Origin of the sequence: Streptomyces sp. NPDC048185 (assembly GCF_043202495.1) — a bacterium.
GTDB lineage: Bacteria > Actinomycetota > Actinomycetes > Streptomycetales > Streptomycetaceae > Streptomyces.
In genome coordinates this window covers 535,814-551,870 of sequence record NZ_JBIDAN010000003.1, presented here as the reverse complement: position 1 = coordinate 551,870, position 16,057 = coordinate 535,814, and the positions used below count along the sequence as shown (strand labels likewise).

Here is a 16,057-nt window from a genome sequence, read left to right as displayed (position 1 = left end):
CCTGACAGGTCTAAACCAATTACCCGTCGGCCCTTGTCACCGGCCCCCCGGGTCTGATGAGGTGTGGCCTGGGACACAACGGACAACCCTGAGAAAGGGAGATGTCGTGAGCAACGATTCCTTGGCCAACCTCCTGAAGGAGGAGCGACGCTTCGCGCCGCCCGCTGACCTGGCCGCGAACGCCAACGTCACGGCAGAGGCGTACGAACAGGCCAAGGCTGACAGGCTCGGCTTCTGGGCCGAGCAGGCCCGCCGACTGACCTGGGCGCAGGAGCCGACCGAGACCCTGGACTGGTCGAACCCGCCGTTCGCCAAGTGGTTCAAGGACGGCAAGCTCAACGTCGCCTACAACTGCGTCGACCGGCACGTGGAGGCCGGGCACGGCGACCGCGTCGCCATCCACTTCGAGGGCGAGCCCGGCGACAGCCGCGCCATCACCTACGCCCAGCTCAAGGACGAGGTCTCCAAGGCCGCCAACGCCCTGCTGGAGCTGGGTGTGCGCAAGGGCGACCGGGTCGCCGTCTACATGCCGATGATCCCGGAGACGGCGATCGCGATGCTGGCCTGCGCCCGGATCGGCGCCGCCCACTCGGTCGTCTTCGGCGGCTTCTCCTCCGACGCGCTCGCGACCCGCATCCAGGACGCCGACGCCCGCGTCGTCATCACCTCCGACGGCGGCTACCGGCGCGGCAAGCCCTCCGCGCTCAAGCCCGCCGTCGACGAGGCGGTCGAGCGCGCCGGCACCGTCGAGCACGTCCTCGTCGTCCGCCGCACCGGCCAGGAGGTCGCCTGGGACGACTCCCGCGACAAGTGGTGGCACGAGACCGTCGACCGGCAGTCCGCCGAGCACACGCCGGAGGCGTTCGACGCCGAGAACCCGCTGTTCATCCTGTACACGTCCGGCACGACGGGTAAGCCCAAGGGCATCCTGCACACCTCGGGCGGCTACCTCACGCAGACGGCGTACACCCACTGGGCGGTCTTCGACCTCAAGCCCGAGACCGACGTCTACTGGTGCACCGCCGACGTCGGCTGGGTGACCGGGCACTCCTACATCGTCTACGGCCCGCTCGCCAACGGCGCCACCCAGGTGATGTACGAGGGCACCCCGGACACCCCGCACCAGGGCCGCTTCTGGGAGATCGTGCAGAAGTACAAGGTCTCCATCCTCTACACCGCCCCCACCGCGATCCGGACGTTCATGAAGTGGGGCGACGACATCCCCGCGAAGTTCGACCTGTCCTCCCTGCGCGTGCTCGGCTCGGTGGGCGAGCCGATCAACCCCGAGGCCTGGATCTGGTACCGGAAGACCATCGGCGCGGACGCCACCCCCGTCGTCGACACCTGGTGGCAGACCGAGACGGGCGCGATGATGATCTCGCCGCTGCCCGGTGTCACCGAGGCCAAGCCCGGCTCCGCCCAGCGCCCGCTGCCCGGCATCTCCGCGACCGTCGTCGACGACGAGGCGAACGAGGTGCCCGACGGCGGGGGCGGCTACCTGGTCCTCACCGAGCCGTGGCCGTCGATGCTGCGCACCATCTGGGGCGACGACCAGCGGTTCATCGACACGTACTGGTCGCGGTTCGAGGGCAAGTACTTCGCCGGCGACGGCGCCAAGAAGGACGACGACGGCGACATCTGGCTGCTCGGCCGCGTGGACGACGTGATGCTCGTGTCCGGGCACAACATCTCCACCACCGAGGTCGAGTCGGCCCTCGTCTCCCACCCGTCGGTCGCCGAGGCGGCCGTGGTCGGCGCGGCGGACGAGACGACCGGCCAGGCCATCGTGGCGTTCGTGATCCTGCGCGGCACCGCGGCCGAGAGCGATGACCTCGTCGCCGAGCTGCGCAACCACGTCGGCGCCACGCTCGGCCCGATCGCCAAGCCCAAGCGGATCCTGCCGGTGGCCGAGCTGCCGAAGACGCGCTCGGGCAAGATCATGCGCCGCCTGCTGCGCGACGTGGCGGAGAACCGTGCCCTGGGCGATGTCACCACCCTGACCGACAGCAGCGTGATGCAGCTGATCCAGGACAAGCTCCCGGCGGCGCCCGGCGAGGACTGATCCGCGGGACTGAAGCAGCGGACCGAGGGGCACCCGGCGGGGAGATCCGCCGGGTGCCCCTTCGCACGGGGCGTCCCACGGCGCGAGCACCGTCCAGCCCGTTCGCGCCGACGCGACCCGTTAGGTAAGCTAAGAAACACGTAAGAGGATCACCACACGATCCTCATGGTGCGCCGGGAAGTCTGGTCGGCACGTGTTCCGTGCTGCCCATCGACCGGAGGTCCCCCGTGACGTCGCCCCGCACCCCCCGCAAGGCCTTCGGCCGGCTGTCCCTCCCGGAGCGGACCTACCTCACGGACGCCCTGCGCACCGAGACCGTCGGCGGAGTCCTGCTGCTCGTCGCCGCGGTCGCCGCGCTGGTCTGGGCGAACATCCCGGCGCTCCACGACAGCTACGAGAGCGTCAGCCACTTCCACTTCGGTCCCGGGGCCCTCGGCCTGAACCTGTCCATCGAGCACTGGGCGGCGGACGGACTGCTGGCCGTGTTCTTCTTCGTCGCCGGCATCGAGCTCAAACGCGAGCTGGTCGCCGGCGACCTCAAGGACCCGAAGGCCGCCGCGCTGCCCGTGGTGGCGGCCCTGTGCGGCATGGCCGTACCGGCGGTCGTCTACACGCTCACCAACACCGCGGGCGGCGGCTCCCTGGCCGGCTGGGCCGTTCCCACCGCGACCGACATCGCCTTCGCGCTCGCCGTGCTCGCCGTCATCGGCACGTCCCTGCCCAGCGCCCTGCGCGCCTTCCTGCTGACACTCGCCGTCGTCGACGACCTCTTCGCGATCCTGATCATCGCCGTCTTCTTCACCGACAGCCTGAACTTCGCCGCCCTCGGCGGTGCGGCCGCTGGCCTCGCCGTCTTCTGGCTGCTGCTCCGCAAGGGCGTGCGCGGCTGGTACGTGTACGTCCCGCTCGGTCTCGTCGTCTGGGGCCTGATGTACAACAGCGGCATCCACGCCACCATCGCGGGCGTCGCGATGGGCCTGATGCTGCGCTGCCACACCCGTGAGGGCGAGGAACACTCCCCCGGTGAGCACATCGAGCACCTCGTGCGCCCGCTGTCGGCCGGCCTGGCGGTACCGCTGTTCGCGCTGTTCAGCGCGGGAGTGGCCCTCTCGGGCGACGCCCTGACCGACGTGTTCACCAGGCCCGAGACGCTCGGCGTCGTGCTCGGTCTCGTCCTCGGCAAGACGCTCGGCATCTTCGGCGGCACCTGGCTCACCGCGCGTTTCACCAGGGCCTCGCTCAGCGACGACCTCGCCTGGGCCGACGTGTTCGCCGTGGCGACCCTGGCCGGCATCGGATTCACCGTCTCCCTGCTCATCGGCGAGCTGGCCTTCGAGGGCGAGGCGACGATGACCGACGAGGTCAAGGCCGCCGTCCTGACCGGGTCGGTCATCGCGGCGACCCTGGCGACCGTGCTGCTGAAGATCCGGAACGCCAAGTACCGCCGCATGACCGAGGACGAGGAGCGCGACGAGGACCTCAGCGGTGTACCGGACGTCTACGAGGTGGACGACCCGGCCTACCACCTGCGGATGGCGGCCATCTACGAGCGGAAGGCCGCCGAACACCGGCGGATCGCCGCGGAGAAGGAGTCGGAACGGCTTGCCGAAGTGCCGGGCGGGGCAGGCGAGGAGGGCGACGGTCCGGCATGATCTGACGAGACGGTACAAAAGACGGGACCGTACGCAGTCGGACGGAAGCCGACGACCGCCACGGAACCGTACGCAGCAAGCCAGCAGAAAAGGGAGACCGCGATGAGCGCACCCGACGGCAGCCCGGTCGGCACCGAACGCAGCATCGGCCAGCTGTTCGCCTCGGCGACCACCGAATTGTCGGCGCTGGTGCACGACGAGATCGCGCTGGCCAAGGCCCAGCTGAGGCAGGACGTCAAGCGCGGGGCGACCAGCGGGGGCGCCTTCTCGCTGGCGGGCCTGCTCCTGGTCTTCTCGCTGCCGATGCTGAACTTCGCCCTGGCCTACGGGATCCGGACGTGGAGCGGCTGGAACCTCGCGGTCTGCTTCCTGCTGTCGTTCGCCGCGAACGTCCTGATCGCCGGCCTGCTCGCGCTGATCGGCATCACCTTCGCCAAGAAGGCCAAGAAGGGCCGCGGCCCGCAGAAGGTCGCCGCCTCGGTGAAGCAGTCGGCGGGCGTCCTGCAGAACGCCAAGCCGCACCCGCGCCCGGAGCTGCCGGCCGACCGGTCCCCCGAGGCCATCGAGGCTGTGGCACGCTCGTCCTCATGACGGACCCCGCCACTCCATCGGCGCAACCCACCTCGGTCGTACGACTCGACATCCCCGGCGGGCGTGAGGTGACCCACCGGGACGTCGCCGCCAACGGCGCCCGCTTCCACATCGCCGAACTCGGCGACGGACCGCTGGTGCTGCTGCTGCACGGCTTCCCGCAGTTCTGGTGGACCTGGCGGCACCAGCTGACGGCACTGGCCGACGCCGGTTTCCGCGCCGTCGCCATGGACCTGCGCGGCGTCGGCGGCAGCGACCGCACCCCGCGCGGCTACGACCCCGCGGGCCTCGCCCTGGACATCACCGGAGTGATCCGCTCGCTCGGCGAGCCCGACGCCGCGCTGGTCGGCCACGACCTGGGCGGCTACCTGGCCTGGACGGCCGCGGCGATGCGCCCCAAGCTCGTGCGGCGGCTCGCGGTGTCGTCGATGCCGCACCCCCGCCGCTGGCGCTCCGCCATGCTCGGGGACGTCCGGCAGACCCGGGCGGGCTCGTACATCTGGGGCTTCCAGCGCCCCTGGATCCCGGAGCGGCAGCTGACCGCGGACGACGGCGCGCTGGTCGGCCGGCTGATCCAGGAGTGGTCGGGGCCGCGGCTGCCCGACGAGGAGGCGGTGGAGGTCTACCGCCGGGCCATGTGCATCCCGTCCACGGCCCACTGTTCCGTCGAGCCGTACCGCTGGCTGGTCCGCTCGCTGGCCCGTCCCGACGGCGTCCAGTTCTACCGCCGCATGAAGCGGCCGGTGCGCGTGCCGACGCTGCATCTGCACGGCTCGCTGGACCCCGTGTTGCGGACGCGGAGCGCGGCGGGATCCGGTCAGTACGTCGAAGCGCCGTACCGCTGGCGGTTGTTCGACGGGCTCGGGCACTTCCCGCACGAAGAGGATCCGGTCACTTTCTCCACCGAACTGATCAACTGGCTGAAGGATCCCGAACCCGATCGGTGACCGAACGGACGCGCCCGGTATCCATACCGGAACGCTTGTCCTATGAACGGCCACTTGCCTGGCGCATAGGCCAATTGGGGGCCCCGGGAGCGGTTATCGACCTTGGGGCGGGGGCACACGTCCCGGTATGGGCTGGACGCACGACTACAGTGACGTAGCACGCGACGGCCGCTCCACGAGCGGCGCGAGCACCCACCGACGCGGCGGCACCCCGCAACTGGCGGGGACGGATCTACGGGTGGGCATTCCGCGCATTCTGCGCCGCCGGGCCCGCTGGGTCTCCGTACGCCTGCGTCATCCGCGCACCTGAGCGCCGCGCGGTACTCGCGGTCGGCGCCCTCGCGGCCGGACTTCCCTAGAGCGCACAGCTGTCGCTGTCCACCTGCTGGTCGGCGGCGCGGCCCTCGGTGATGTCCTCGCGGATCTCGTCCGCGGTGAGCGCGTAGCCGGTGTCCGGGTCGTCGAGGGACTTGGCGAAGACCACGCCGTAGACCTCGCCCTCGGGCGTCAGCAGCGGGCCGCCGGAGTTTCCCTGACGGACGGTCGCGAACAGCGAGTAGACGTCGCGGCGGACCGTGTCGCGGTGGTAGATGTCCGGGCCGCTGGCCGTGATGCGCCCGCGCACGCGCGCGGCACGCACGTCGTACGCCCCGTTCTCCGGGAAGCCCGCGACGATCGCGTCGTCGTCCCTGGTGGCGTCCTCGTCCGTGAACCGCAGGGCGGGAGCCCGCAGTTCCGGGACGTCGAGGACGGCGATGTCGCGCTGCCAGTCGTAGAGGACGACCGTCGCGTCGTACTTGCGGCCCTCACCGCCTATCTGCACGGTGGGTTCGTCGACGCCGCCCACCACATGGGCGTTGGTCATCACGCGGCGCTCGGCGAAGACGAACCCGGTGCCCTCCAGGACCTTGCCGCAACCGGTGGCCGTGCCCATCACCTTGACGATGGAACGCTTGGCACGGGTGGCGACGGGGCTGTTGACGAGGGCCGGGTCGGGCGGCTGGACGTCGGTGATCGGCTCGTTGGAGAACGGGCTGAAGACCTGCGGGAAGCCGTTCTGCGCGAGGACCGAGGAGAAGTCCGCGAACCAGGTGTCGGCCTGCGCGGGCAGCGCCCGGGAGACGCCCAGCAGCACCTTGGAGCTGCGGACCTCCTTGCCGAGCGTGGGCAGCGTGGTGCCGGCGAGGGCGGAGCCGATGAGCCAGGCGACGAGGAGCATGGCGACGACGTTGACCAGTGCGCCGCCGGTGGCGTCCAGGGCACGGGCCGGGGACCAAGTGATGTACCGGCGCAGCTTGTTGCCCACATGCGTGGTCAGGGCCTGGCCGACGGAGGCGCAGATGATGACGACGACGACCGCGACGACGGCGGCGGTCGTACTCACCTCCGCGTTGTCCGTCAGGGCGTCCCAGACGACCGGGAGGAGATAGACGGCGACGAGACCGCCGCCGAGGAAGCCGATCACGGACAGGATGCCGACCACGAAGCCCTGGCGGTAGCCGACGATCGCGAACCAGACGGCGGCCAGCAGCAGCAGGATGTCCAGCACGTTCACTGATTCAGGCCTCGCCTCGTCGTCCTACGCTCACACCGGTCACCCTGTCATGACCGCCAGTCGAGCGGGACCTGCTTGTCCCTGTCCCAGGGGCGTTCCCAGCCGGCGAAGTGCAGCAGGCGGTCGATGATCCCGGCGGTGAAGCCCCACACCAGGGTCGATTCGACCAGGAATGCCGGTCCCCGGTGGCCGCGGGGGTGGACGGAGGTGACCCGGTTGGCCGGGTCCGTGAGATCGGCCACGGGGACCGTGAAGACCCGCGCCGTCTCGTTCGGGTCGACGACGCCGACCGGGCTGGGCTCCCGCCACCAGCCGAGCACGGGCGTGACGACGAAGCTGCTGACCGGGATGTACAGCTTGGGCAGGGCCCCGAAGAGCTGCACGCCGGCCGGGTCGAGGCCGGTCTCCTCCTCGGCCTCGCGCAGGGCGGCCCGCAGCGGGCCCTCCCCCTGCGGATCACCGTCCTCCGGGTCGAGGGCGCCGCCGGGGAAGGCGGGCTGGCCCGCGTGCGAGCGCAGGGAGCCGGCCCGCTCCATGAGCAGCAGCTCGGGGCCGCGGCCGCCCTCGCTCTCGGCCACGCCCTCGCCGAACAGGATCAGCACGGCGGACTGCCGCCCGGCCCCGTCGGGCGGGGGGAGGAAGCGGCTCAGCTGGCTCGGCCGGACCGTCCGGGCGGCCCGCGCCACCGGCTCCAGCCAGCCGGGCAGGCCCACCTCGCTGAGCGCCACGCCCTGAGTGTTGCCCGCCCGCGTCATCGCCACCCCCGTTCTGCCGTGTCCAACGTACGAGGCCCCCTAGATCGTTCCGTCATCCGGCCCTCAGCGGCGGCGCCGGGGTACCGCCCGCGTCCAGGTAGGCCTGCGGGGGCTTGAGCCGCTGGCCGGGCAGGCCGCCCTTCTCGTACTTCAGCAGCTTCTTCGCCTTCTCGGGGTCCGTCTCGCCCTCCCCGTACGCCGGGCAGAGCGGGGCGATGGGGCAGGCACCGCAGGCGGGCTTGCGGGCGTGGCAGATGCGGCGGCCGTGCCAGATCACGTGGTGGGACAGGTCCGTCCAGTCGCTCTTGGGGAACAGCGCGCCGATCGCGGCCTCGATCTTGTCCGGGTCGGTCTCCGCGGTCCACTGCCAGCGGCGCACCAGACGCTGGAAGTGCGTGTCCACGGTGATGCCGGGCCGGCCGTAGGCGTTGCCGAGGACGACGAAGGCGGTCTTGCGGCCGACGCCGGGCAGCTTGACGAGGTCCTCGAGGCGGCCGGGGACCTCGCCGCCGAAATCCTCGGCCAGGGCCTTGGACAGCCCTATGACCGACCTGGTCTTGGCGCGGAAGAACCCGGTCGGGCGCAGGATCTCCTCGACCTCCTCCGGGTTGGCGGCCGCCAGGTCCTCGGGGGTGGGGTACGCGGCGAAGAGGGCGGGCGTCGTCTGGTTGACGCGCAGGTCGGTGGTCTGGGCGGAGAGCACCGTGGCCACCAGGAGCTGGAAGGGGTTCTCGAAGTCCAGTTCCGGGTGGGCGTACGGATACACCTCGGCGAGCTCACGGTTGATCCTGCGGGCACGGCGGACCAGGGCGGTGCGCGACTCGTCGCGGGGGGAGTGCGGGGCGATGGTCTTCGCCGGGGTCACGCCCTTGACCGCGGCGGCGGCCTTCGCCGGGACGACGGCGGGCTTCTTGGCGGGGGCCTGCCGCTTGGCTGCCGCCGGCTTCTTGGCGGGGGCGGACTTCTTCGCGGACGCCGGCTTCCCGGCGGGGGCGGACTTCTTCTCGGAGGCGGCCTTCCTGGCGGGCGCGGACTTTTCCGCGGGAGCGGCCTTCCCGGCGGACACCTGCTTCTTGACGGACGCCGACTTCTTCGCAGGCGCCGTCTTCTTGGCCGACGCCGTCTTCTTCGCGGGCGCCGTCTTCTTCGCGGGCGTCGCCGGCTTTTCGGCGGGCGCCGTCTTCCTCGCGGGCGTCGCCGGCTTTTCGGCGGGCTCGGGCGGCGTCTTCTCCGCGTTCTTCTTCAAGGCACCCTTCTCCGCGGTCACTCGCTTGGCAGGCGCCGCCTTCTTTGCCGTTTTCGCCGTTTTCCTGCCGCCATCGGGACCCTGTTCGCCCACAGCGGAATCGCGACGTACAACCACCCGCGCAGCCCCCTAGGCCTGTGCTCTCACCGGCGATTTGGACACCCGGCCAGCCTACGACCCGGCACCGACATCCGCCCCGGACCCTGAAGATCGGCGTCCAATTGGACCCCTGCCGCATACCCCAGGACATGTGTGCGGCATCCTTGTGACAGATCACACTGTTTGGACTGTCCGGCAAAATGGGCACCACGGACCCCTGGTACACCGGGGGAACAAGATCCTCTGAGCCGGTCGACAAGGAGAGAACTCGTGGACGACGTTCTGCGGCGCAACCCGCTCTTCGCGGCGCTCGACGACGAGCAATCCGCCGAGCTCCGCGCCTCCATGAGTGAGGTGACCCTCGCCCGCGGCGACTCGCTGTTCCACGAAGGCGACCCCGGAGACCGCCTCTACGTGGTCACGGAGGGCAAGGTCAAGCTCCACCGCACGTCCCCCGACGGCCGCGAGAACATGCTGGCCGTGGTCGGACCGAGCGAGCTGATCGGCGAGCTGTCGCTCTTCGACCCGGGCCCGCGCACGGCGACCGCCACCGCGCTGACCGAGGTGAAGCTGCTCGCCCTCGGCCACGGCGACCTCCAGCCCTGGCTGAACGTCCGCCCGGAGGTGGCCACCGCGCTGCTGCGCGCCGTCGCGCGCCGGCTGCGCAAGACCAACGACGCCATGTCGGACCTGGTCTTCTCGGACGTTCCCGGCCGCGTCGCCCGCGCCCTGCTGGACCTCTCCCGCCGCTTCGGCGTGCAGTCCGAGGAGGGCATCCACGTGGTGCACGACCTGACGCAGGAGGAGCTGGCCCAGCTGGTCGGCGCGTCCCGCGAGACGGTCAACAAGGCCCTCGCCGACTTCGCCCAGCGCGGCTGGCTGCGGCTGGAGGCCCGCGCGGTGATCCTGCTGGACGTGGAGCGGCTCGCCAAGCGCTCCCGCTGAGGGACCTCAGTCGGGCAGCTGGATGAGCCCGTGCTCGCCCAGGTACTCCAGCTGCGCCCGCACCGACAGCTCCGCCGCCGGCCACAGTGAGCGGTCGACGTCCGCGTACACGTGGGCGACGACCTCGCCCGGCGTCCGGTAGCCGTCCTCCACCGCCGTCTCGACCTGGGCGAGGCGGTGGGCGCGGTGGGCGAGGTAGAACTCGACGGCGCCCTGCGCGTCGTCCAGGACCGGCCCGTGGCCGGGCAGCACCGTGTGCACGCCGTCGTCGGCCGTGAGCGACCTGAGCCTGCGCAGCGAGTCCAGGTAGTCGCCGAGACGGCCGTCGGGATGGGCCACCACCGTCGTGCCGCGGCCCAGGACGGTGTCGCCCGTAAGGACCGCCCGGTCGGCCGGGAGATGGAAGCACAGGGAGTCCGCGGTGTGCCCCGGGGTCGGTACGACCCTGAGCTCCAGGCCGCCGACCGTGACCACGTCGCCCGCGGCCAGCCCCTCGTCGCCCAGCCGCAGCGCCGGGTCCAGTGCCCGCACGTTCGTGCCCGTCAGCTCGGCGAAGCGCGCGGCGCCCTCCGCGTGGTCCGGGTGACCGTGCGTCAGCAGGGTGAGGGCGACGCGCTTGCCCGCCCGCTCGGCGGTGTCGACGACGTTCCGCAGGTGGGAGTCGTCCAGCGGGCCCGGGTCGACCACGACGGCCAGGTCCGAGTCGGGCTCGGCGAGGATCCAGGTGTTCGTGCCGTCCAGCGTCATCGCGGAGGCGTTGGGCGCGAGGACGTTCACCGCGCGGGCGGTGGCCGGCCCCGAGAGGACCCCGCCGCGCGGCTGGCCGGGCAGTGCTGCTGCGTCCGTCATGCGGGGGCTCCCCCGGTCGGGTCGGAAGGTGTGGCCGGCGCCGGCGTGGTGGCCGGGACGTGCTTGGTGAACTCGTCGTGACCGGGCCACGAGAGCTCGATCTCGCCCTCGACCAGCCGCGCCCGGGCCAGTACGGGCGTCATGTCGCGGTCCGGCGCCGACGCGAGCGCCTCGGCCGCCGTGCCGCACTCCGCGAGCGCGCGCAGGGTGGCGATGGTCGGCGGCATCATCAGCAGCTCGCCCTTGTCGTACCCCTCGGCCGCGTCGGCCGGGGTGATCCACACCGTCCGGTCGGCCTCCGTGGAGGCGTTGCGCGTGCGCTGGCCCTCGGGAAGGGCGGCCACGAAGAACCACGTGTCGTAGCGCCGGGCCTCGAACTCCGGGGTGATCCAGCGGGCCCAGGCGCCGAGCAGGTCGGAGCGGAGGACGAGGCCCCTGCGGTGCAGGAACTCCGCGAACGACAGGTCCCGGGCGACCAGGGCCGCGCGGTCGGCCTCCCAGTCCTCACCCGTGGTGTCGCCGACCACCGAGCCGGGGGTCGGGCCGGCGAGCAGGACGCCCGCCTCCTCGTACGTCTCCCGTACGGCCGCGCAGACGATCGCCTGGGCGCCCGCCTCGTCGACGCCGAGCCGGTCGGCCCACCACGCGCGCGGAGGGCCCGCCCAGCCGATGTCACGGTCGTCGTCGCGCGGGTCGACGCCGCCGCCCGGGTACGCGTACGCGCCCCCGGCGAAGGCCATCGAGGCGCGGCGGCGCAGCATGTGCACGGCGGTGCCGGTGCCGGTGTCCTTGAGGAGCATGACGGTGGCCGCGCGTCTCGGGGTGACCGGGGTGAGCGTGCCGTCCGCCAGCGCGCGGATGCGGTCCGGCCACTCCGGGGGGTACCACTGCCCATTCGCCTGCCCATTCGCCATGGCCGGAGGCTATCCGGTGACGGGCGGATGTTCGAGTGGCCCCCGGGGCCGGGCGGACGTCAGCCGGGCAGACCGGCCAGCCATTCGGTGAGCAGCCGGTTCGTCTCCTCGGGCCGTTCCTGCTGGAGCCAGTGGCCGCAGCCGTCGAGGAGGTGCGAGGCGGTCAGGCCGGGCAGGGTGGCCGGGTAGGCGGCGATCGCGTCGGACAGCCAGGTGGTGGAGGCGTCCAGGGCGCCGCCGAGGAACAGGGACGGCTGGGTGACCGGGGCACCCGCGTGGCCGGTCAGGTCCGCCCAGTCGCGGTCCATGGCGCGGTAGCGGTTGAGGGCGCCGGTCAGGCCGGTGCGCTCGAACTCCCCCGCGTAGACGTCCAGGTCCTCCTCGGTGAGCCAGGCCGGCAGCCGCCCGTCGGCCGGGAAGCGGTCGCGCAGCCTGCCGCCGGGGGCGACGAAGTGCGGGTCGGGCGCCTGGGGCCCCGGCATCGTCCCGGCGGACAGGGCGGCGTAGAAGCCGGCGAGCCAGCCCCGTACGTCGGGCTCGATCTCCGCCTCGGCGCGGCCGGGCTCCTGGAAGTAGGAGACGTAGAACTCCTGCCCGGCGAAGGGCCCGGAGGGGTCGCTCATGGCGGCGAAGGCCTCGCTGGGCTTCGGGCCGCCCGGCGGGGTGTACGGCACGCTGAGCAGGCCGACCGCGCGGAACACGTCGGGCCGCAGCAGCGCGGAGTGGGCGGCGATCGTCGCGCCCCAGTCGTGGCCGACGATCACCGCGGAGCGCTCGCCCAGCGCCTCCACCACGGCGGCGTTGTCCGCCACCAGGTCGAGCATCCGGTACGCGTCCACCGCGCCGGGCCGGGAGGACCGCCCGTAGCCGCGTACGTCGATCGCGGCGGCGCGGAAGCCCGCGGCGGCCAGTGCGGGGAGCTGGCGGCGCCAGGAGTACCAGGACTCGGGGAAGCCGTGGACCAGCAGGACCAGGGGCCCGCTGCCCTGCTCCACGAGGTGCGTCCGGCCCGCCGGTGAGGGCACGAGCCGGTGGACGGGGGCCTGGACGGGGACGGGCGACTGCTGCATGGCTCCTCCGGGCGGGTCGGTCGGTACGGCGCCGGCGACCATCCTGCGAGGGCGGCTCGGGCAGGGACCAGGCTTGTTGCCGTTCCGGCAACACGGCCCAGGTCACCCAGTCGGCCGCCCGTACCGGCAACACGGACCGGGCCACCCGGCCGGCCGCCCGTTCCGGCGGCGCGGCCCAGGTCACCCGGCCGACCGTCCGTACCGGCGGCGCGGGGTCGGGGCCCCGGGCCCCCGGTCTCACCGTCCTGCGTCCTCGGCGCCGTCCGTCCGCCGCGGCGGGTCACGCCTGGGTGAGCTCCACCTGGATCTCGACCTCCACCGGCGCGTCCAGCGGCAGTACCGCCACGCCGACCGCGCTGCGGGCGTGCACGCCCTTGTCGCCCAGGACCGCGCCGAGGAGCTCGCTGGCGCCGTTGACCACGCCCGGCTGGCCGTTGAAGTCGGTCGCCGAGGCGACGAAACCGACGACCTTGACCACGCGCGCGATGCGGTCGAGGTCACCGGCGACGGACTTCACCGCGGCCAGGGCGTTCAGCGCGCACGTGCGCGCCAGGTCCTTGGCCTCCTCCGGCGTGACCTCGCCGCCCACCTTGCCGCTGACGGGGAGCTTGCCGTCCACCATCGGCAGCTGGCCGGAGGTGTAGACGTACGGGCCGGACTGCACGGCCGGCTGGTAGGCGGCCAGCGGCGGGACGACCTCGGGCAGCGTCAGGCCGAGCTCGGCCAGCTTCTCCTCGACGGCGCTCACGCCTGCTTCTCCCGCTTCAGGTAGGCCACGAGCTGCTCGGGGTTGTTCGGCCCGGGCACGACCTGGACGAGCTCCCAGCCGTCCTCGCCCCAGGTGTCCAGGATCTGCTTCGTGGCATGGACGAGCAGCGGCACGGTTGCGTATTCCCACTTGGTCATGTGGGCGACTCTAGCCGCTGCCCGGGACCCGGCAGACGGCCGACCGCGGCCACGTTCTCCACGGCCACCGGCGTACTACGCGGGCGGACTGGTTACGCTCGAATACGTGAGCAGGCTCCAGGTCGTCAGCGGCAAGGGCGGAACCGGCAAGACCACGGTGGCCGCGGCCCTCGCGCTGGCCTTGGCCACCGAGGGGAAGCGCGCGCTTCTCGTCGAGGTCGAGGGTCGCCAGGGCATCGCGCAGCTCTTCGAAACCGAAGCGCTGCCTTATGAGGAGCGGAAGATCGCCGTCGCTCCCGGGGGCGGGGAGGTGTACGCCCTCGCCATCGACCCCGAACTGGCCCTTCTGGACTACCTCCAGATGTTCTACAAACTGGGCAGCGCCGGACGGGCCCTGAAGAAGCTCGGCGCGATCGACTTCGCGACCACCATCGCGCCGGGGGTCAGGGACGTCCTGCTGACCGGCAAGGCCTGCGAGGCCGTGCGGCGCAAGGACAGGAGCGGGCGGTTCGCGTACGACTACGTCGTCATGGACGCGCCGCCCACCGGGCGCATCACGCGCTTCCTCAATGTGAACGACGAGGTCGCCGGGCTCGCCAAGGTCGGCCCGATACACAATCAGGCGCAGGCCGTGATGCGGGTGCTGAAGTCCCGGGAGACCGCCGTGCACCTGGTGACGCTGCTGGAGGAGATGCCGGTCCAGGAGACCGCGGACGGCATCGCAGAGCTGCGCGCGGCCCGGCTGCCGGTGGGCCGGGTCATCGTGAACATGGTCCGCCCCTCGCTGCTGGACGCGACCGACCTGGACCTCGTACGGAGCACACCGCGCGCGGCGATCGCGCGGTCCCTGTCCGGGGCCGGGCTCGGCGGGGCGCGGCGGGGCGGGCACGCCGAGCGGCTGGTGGACCCGCTGCTGGCGCAGGCCGACGAGTACGCGGAGCGGTACGCGCTGGAGCAGGAGCAGCGGGCGGCCCTCGGCGCACTGGACCTGCCCCTGCACGAACTGCCGCTGTTCGCCGAGGGAATGGACCTGGCGGGCCTGTACGAACTGGCCCACGAGCTGCGGAAGCAGGGGATCGCATGAGTCCGGAACCGGACCGGCGGGGAGAGGGCGGGCGCCGTCTGGCCGCCGCGCGGGCGCTGGACGTCGATCCGCTGCTGGAGGACCCGAGGACGCGCATCGTGGTGTGCTGCGGCTCGGGCGGCGTCGGCAAGACGACCACCGCGGCGGCCCTCGGACTGCGCGCGGCCGAGCGGGGCCGCAAGGTGGTCGTCCTCACCATCGACCCGGCCCGGCGGCTCGCCCAGTCCATGGGCATCGACTCCCTCGACAACACTCCGCGCCGGGTGAAGGGCGTCGACGACTCGGCGGGCGGTGAGCTGCACGCCATGATGCTCGACATGAAGCGCACCTTCGACGAGATCGTCGAGGCGCACGCGGACCCGGAGCGGGCCGCCGCGATCCTGGGCAACCCCTTCTACCAGTCGCTCTCGGCGGGCTTCGCGGGCACGCAGGAGTACATGGCGATGGAGAAGCTGGGGCAGCTGCGGGCGCGGGACGAGTGGGACCTCATCGTCGTCGACACGCCGCCGTCCCGTTCGGCGCTGGACTTCCTGGACGCGCCCAAGCGCCTCGGGTCGTTCCTGGACGGCAAGCTGATCCGCGTGCTGCTGGCCCCCGCGAAGGTCGGCGGCCGGGCCGGCATGAAGTTCCTGAACGTCGGCATGTCGATGATGACCGGTGTCCTGGGGAAGGTGCTCGGCGGGCAGTTCCTGAAGGACGTCCAGACCTTCGTGGCCGCGATGGACTCCATGTTCGGGGGTTTTCGTACCCGCGCGGACGCCACGTACAAGCTGCTCCAGGCGCCAGGGACGGCGTTCCTGGTGGTCGCGGCCCCGGAGCGGGACGCGCTGCGCGAGGCCGCGTACTTCGTGGAACGGCTGGCGGCCGAGGACATGCCGCTCGCGGGTCTGGTGCTCAACCGCGTCCACGGCAGCGGTGCCGACGGGCTCTCGGCCGAGCGGGCGCTCGACGCCGCGGAAAATCTTGAGGATCCTCGCATTGTGGATCAGGACGACGGGAAAGCTGGACTTCGTAACTCTCCCGACACGTACGGCAGTTCAGCCGCGATCGACCCGCAGTCCCCTGCCGGAGCCCTTGCCGGAAGCCAGACCGACGCCCCCGCCGATCCATCCCCCGAGGCTCCGGACGCGCCGGAGCGATCCGTCGACCGGATCACCGCGGGCCTGCTGAGGCTGCACGCGGAGCGCATGCACCTGCTGGCCCGCGAGCAGCGCACGCGCGACCGCTTCACCGCGCGTCATCCCGAGGTGGCGGTCACCGAAGTGGCCGCGCTGCCCGGCGACGTGCACGACCTCGCGGGGCTGCGGGACATCGGGGACCGTCTCGCGACGGTCCGGCCCGAGCTGCCCGAGCCCGGCGCCTGACCCGAGCGCCGGCCCGTG

The 16,057-nt window shown here is 72.2% G+C and carries 16 protein-coding genes; 8 read left to right on the top strand and 8 right to left on the bottom strand.

Features of this window, described 5'->3' with window-relative positions; all coding sequences use genetic code 11:
• The first annotated feature begins 106 nt into the window (after positions 1-106).
• From acs to ACGF3H_RS13085, 5 genes are all read left to right on the top strand, one after another.
• Positions 107-2,062: an acetate--CoA ligase gene (gene acs / locus ACGF3H_RS13105; RefSeq protein WP_362490161.1), complete on the top strand. Its 1,956-nt coding sequence runs from the start codon at positions 107-109 to the stop codon at positions 2,060-2,062.
• Between the two features lie 227 nt (positions 2,063-2,289).
• On the top strand, positions 2,290-3,714 hold the full coding sequence (nhaA, locus tag ACGF3H_RS13100) for a Na+/H+ antiporter NhaA (protein ID WP_362490159.1): 1,425 nt from the start codon (positions 2,290-2,292) through the stop codon (positions 3,712-3,714).
• Between the two features lie 102 nt (positions 3,715-3,816).
• Positions 3,817-4,305: a phage holin family protein gene (locus tag ACGF3H_RS13095; protein WP_189229961.1), complete on the top strand. Its 489-nt coding sequence runs from the start codon at positions 3,817-3,819 to the stop codon at positions 4,303-4,305.
• Complete coding sequence (locus ACGF3H_RS13090; RefSeq protein WP_362490155.1) at positions 4,302-5,252, top strand: alpha/beta hydrolase; 951 nt, start codon at positions 4,302-4,304, stop codon at positions 5,250-5,252. Before ACGF3H_RS13095 ends, ACGF3H_RS13090 begins: the two co-directional genes overlap by 4 nt.
• Before the next feature lie 127 nt (positions 5,253-5,379).
• Entirely contained in the window at positions 5,380-5,562 is a 183-nt protein-coding gene (locus ACGF3H_RS13085; protein ID WP_225637763.1) for a hypothetical protein, read from the top strand.
• A gap of 45 nt (positions 5,563-5,607) precedes the next feature.
• On the opposite strand, the gene ACGF3H_RS13080 is transcribed toward ACGF3H_RS13085, so the two are convergent.
• The 3 genes from ACGF3H_RS13080 to nth are packed head-to-tail and all read right to left on the bottom strand — an operon-like array spanning position 5,608 to position 8,628.
• Positions 5,608-6,807 (bottom strand): MarP family serine protease, encoded by a 1,200-nt coding sequence (locus tag ACGF3H_RS13080; RefSeq protein ID WP_362490152.1) that lies wholly within the window; start codon positions 6,805-6,807, stop codon positions 5,608-5,610.
• A gap of 47 nt (positions 6,808-6,854) precedes the next feature.
• Positions 6,855-7,562: a CoA pyrophosphatase gene (locus tag ACGF3H_RS13075; protein ID WP_362490149.1), complete on the bottom strand. Its 708-nt coding sequence runs from the start codon at positions 7,560-7,562 to the stop codon at positions 6,855-6,857.
• A gap of 52 nt (positions 7,563-7,614) precedes the next feature.
• Positions 7,615-8,628 carry an endonuclease III gene (gene nth, locus ACGF3H_RS13070; RefSeq protein WP_362490497.1) on the bottom strand — a complete coding sequence of 338 codons (1,014 nt, stop codon included), beginning with the start codon at positions 8,626-8,628 and terminating at the stop codon, positions 7,615-7,617.
• Between the two features lie 549 nt (positions 8,629-9,177).
• Here nth and ACGF3H_RS13065 point away from each other — a divergent pair.
• Positions 9,178-9,852: a Crp/Fnr family transcriptional regulator gene (locus ACGF3H_RS13065; RefSeq protein WP_019329813.1), complete on the top strand. Its 675-nt coding sequence runs from the start codon at positions 9,178-9,180 to the stop codon at positions 9,850-9,852.
• Between the two features lie 6 nt (positions 9,853-9,858).
• Here the strand turns inward: ACGF3H_RS13065 and ACGF3H_RS13060 are convergent, their stop codons facing one another.
• The 5 genes from ACGF3H_RS13060 to ACGF3H_RS13040 form a co-directional block, all read right to left on the bottom strand.
• Complete coding sequence (locus ACGF3H_RS13060) at positions 9,859-10,701, bottom strand: MBL fold metallo-hydrolase (RefSeq protein ID WP_362490145.1); 843 nt, start codon at positions 10,699-10,701, stop codon at positions 9,859-9,861.
• Positions 10,698-11,615 (bottom strand): NUDIX hydrolase, encoded by a 918-nt coding sequence (locus ACGF3H_RS13055; RefSeq protein WP_362490143.1) that lies wholly within the window; start codon positions 11,613-11,615, stop codon positions 10,698-10,700. The genes ACGF3H_RS13060 and ACGF3H_RS13055 overlap by 4 nt, the downstream gene beginning before the upstream one ends.
• A 59-nt stretch (positions 11,616-11,674) precedes the next feature.
• Positions 11,675-12,685 carry an alpha/beta hydrolase gene (locus tag ACGF3H_RS13050; RefSeq protein ID WP_362490141.1) on the bottom strand — a complete coding sequence of 337 codons (1,011 nt, stop codon included), beginning with the start codon at positions 12,683-12,685 and terminating at the stop codon, positions 11,675-11,677.
• A gap of 280 nt (positions 12,686-12,965) precedes the next feature.
• A complete protein-coding gene (locus ACGF3H_RS13045; protein WP_362490138.1) occupies positions 12,966-13,433 on the bottom strand; it encodes a RidA family protein in 468 nt (155 codons plus the stop codon).
• Positions 13,430-13,591 carry a DUF4177 domain-containing protein gene (locus tag ACGF3H_RS13040; RefSeq protein WP_003975360.1) on the bottom strand — a complete coding sequence of 54 codons (162 nt, stop codon included), beginning with the start codon at positions 13,589-13,591 and terminating at the stop codon, positions 13,430-13,432. Before ACGF3H_RS13040 ends, ACGF3H_RS13045 begins: the two co-directional genes overlap by 4 nt.
• Before the next feature lie 106 nt (positions 13,592-13,697).
• Between ACGF3H_RS13040 and ACGF3H_RS13035 the strand changes: the two genes are divergently transcribed.
• Both ACGF3H_RS13035 and ACGF3H_RS13030 read left to right on the top strand, forming a co-directional pair.
• Positions 13,698-14,675 (top strand): ArsA-related P-loop ATPase, encoded by a 978-nt coding sequence (locus ACGF3H_RS13035; protein ID WP_362490135.1) that lies wholly within the window; start codon positions 13,698-13,700, stop codon positions 14,673-14,675.
• On the top strand, positions 14,672-16,039 hold the full coding sequence (locus ACGF3H_RS13030; protein WP_362490132.1) for an ArsA-related P-loop ATPase: 1,368 nt from the start codon (positions 14,672-14,674) through the stop codon (positions 16,037-16,039). The genes ACGF3H_RS13035 and ACGF3H_RS13030 overlap by 4 nt, the downstream gene beginning before the upstream one ends.
• The last annotated feature ends 18 nt before the right edge of the window (positions 16,040-16,057 follow it).

What these genes read in the sequence shown, in the direction of transcription:
- ACGF3H_RS13085 (WP_225637763.1), top strand. Translation starts at nt 5,380, where the DNA reads ATGGGCTGGACGCACGACTACAGTGACGTAGCACGCGACGGCCGCTCC.
- ACGF3H_RS13060 (WP_362490145.1), bottom strand. Translation starts at nt 10,701, where the DNA reads ATGACGGACGCAGCAGCACTGCCCGGCCAGCCGCGCGGCGGGGTCCTC.
- ACGF3H_RS13050 (WP_362490141.1), bottom strand. Translation starts at nt 12,685, where the DNA reads ATGCAGCAGTCGCCCGTCCCCGTCCAGGCCCCCGTCCACCGGCTCGTG.
- ACGF3H_RS13090 (WP_362490155.1), top strand. Translation starts at nt 4,302, where the DNA reads ATGACGGACCCCGCCACTCCATCGGCGCAACCCACCTCGGTCGTACGA.
- ACGF3H_RS13055 (WP_362490143.1), bottom strand. Translation starts at nt 11,615, where the DNA reads ATGGCGAATGGGCAGGCGAATGGGCAGTGGTACCCCCCGGAGTGGCCG.
- ACGF3H_RS13075 (WP_362490149.1), bottom strand. Translation starts at nt 7,562, where the DNA reads ATGACGCGGGCGGGCAACACTCAGGGCGTGGCGCTCAGCGAGGTGGGC.
- ACGF3H_RS13030 (WP_362490132.1), top strand. Translation starts at nt 14,672, where the DNA reads ATGAGTCCGGAACCGGACCGGCGGGGAGAGGGCGGGCGCCGTCTGGCC.
- ACGF3H_RS13040 (WP_003975360.1), bottom strand. Translation starts at nt 13,591, where the DNA reads ATGACCAAGTGGGAATACGCAACCGTGCCGCTGCTCGTCCATGCCACG.
- ACGF3H_RS13095 (WP_189229961.1), top strand. Translation starts at nt 3,817, where the DNA reads ATGAGCGCACCCGACGGCAGCCCGGTCGGCACCGAACGCAGCATCGGC.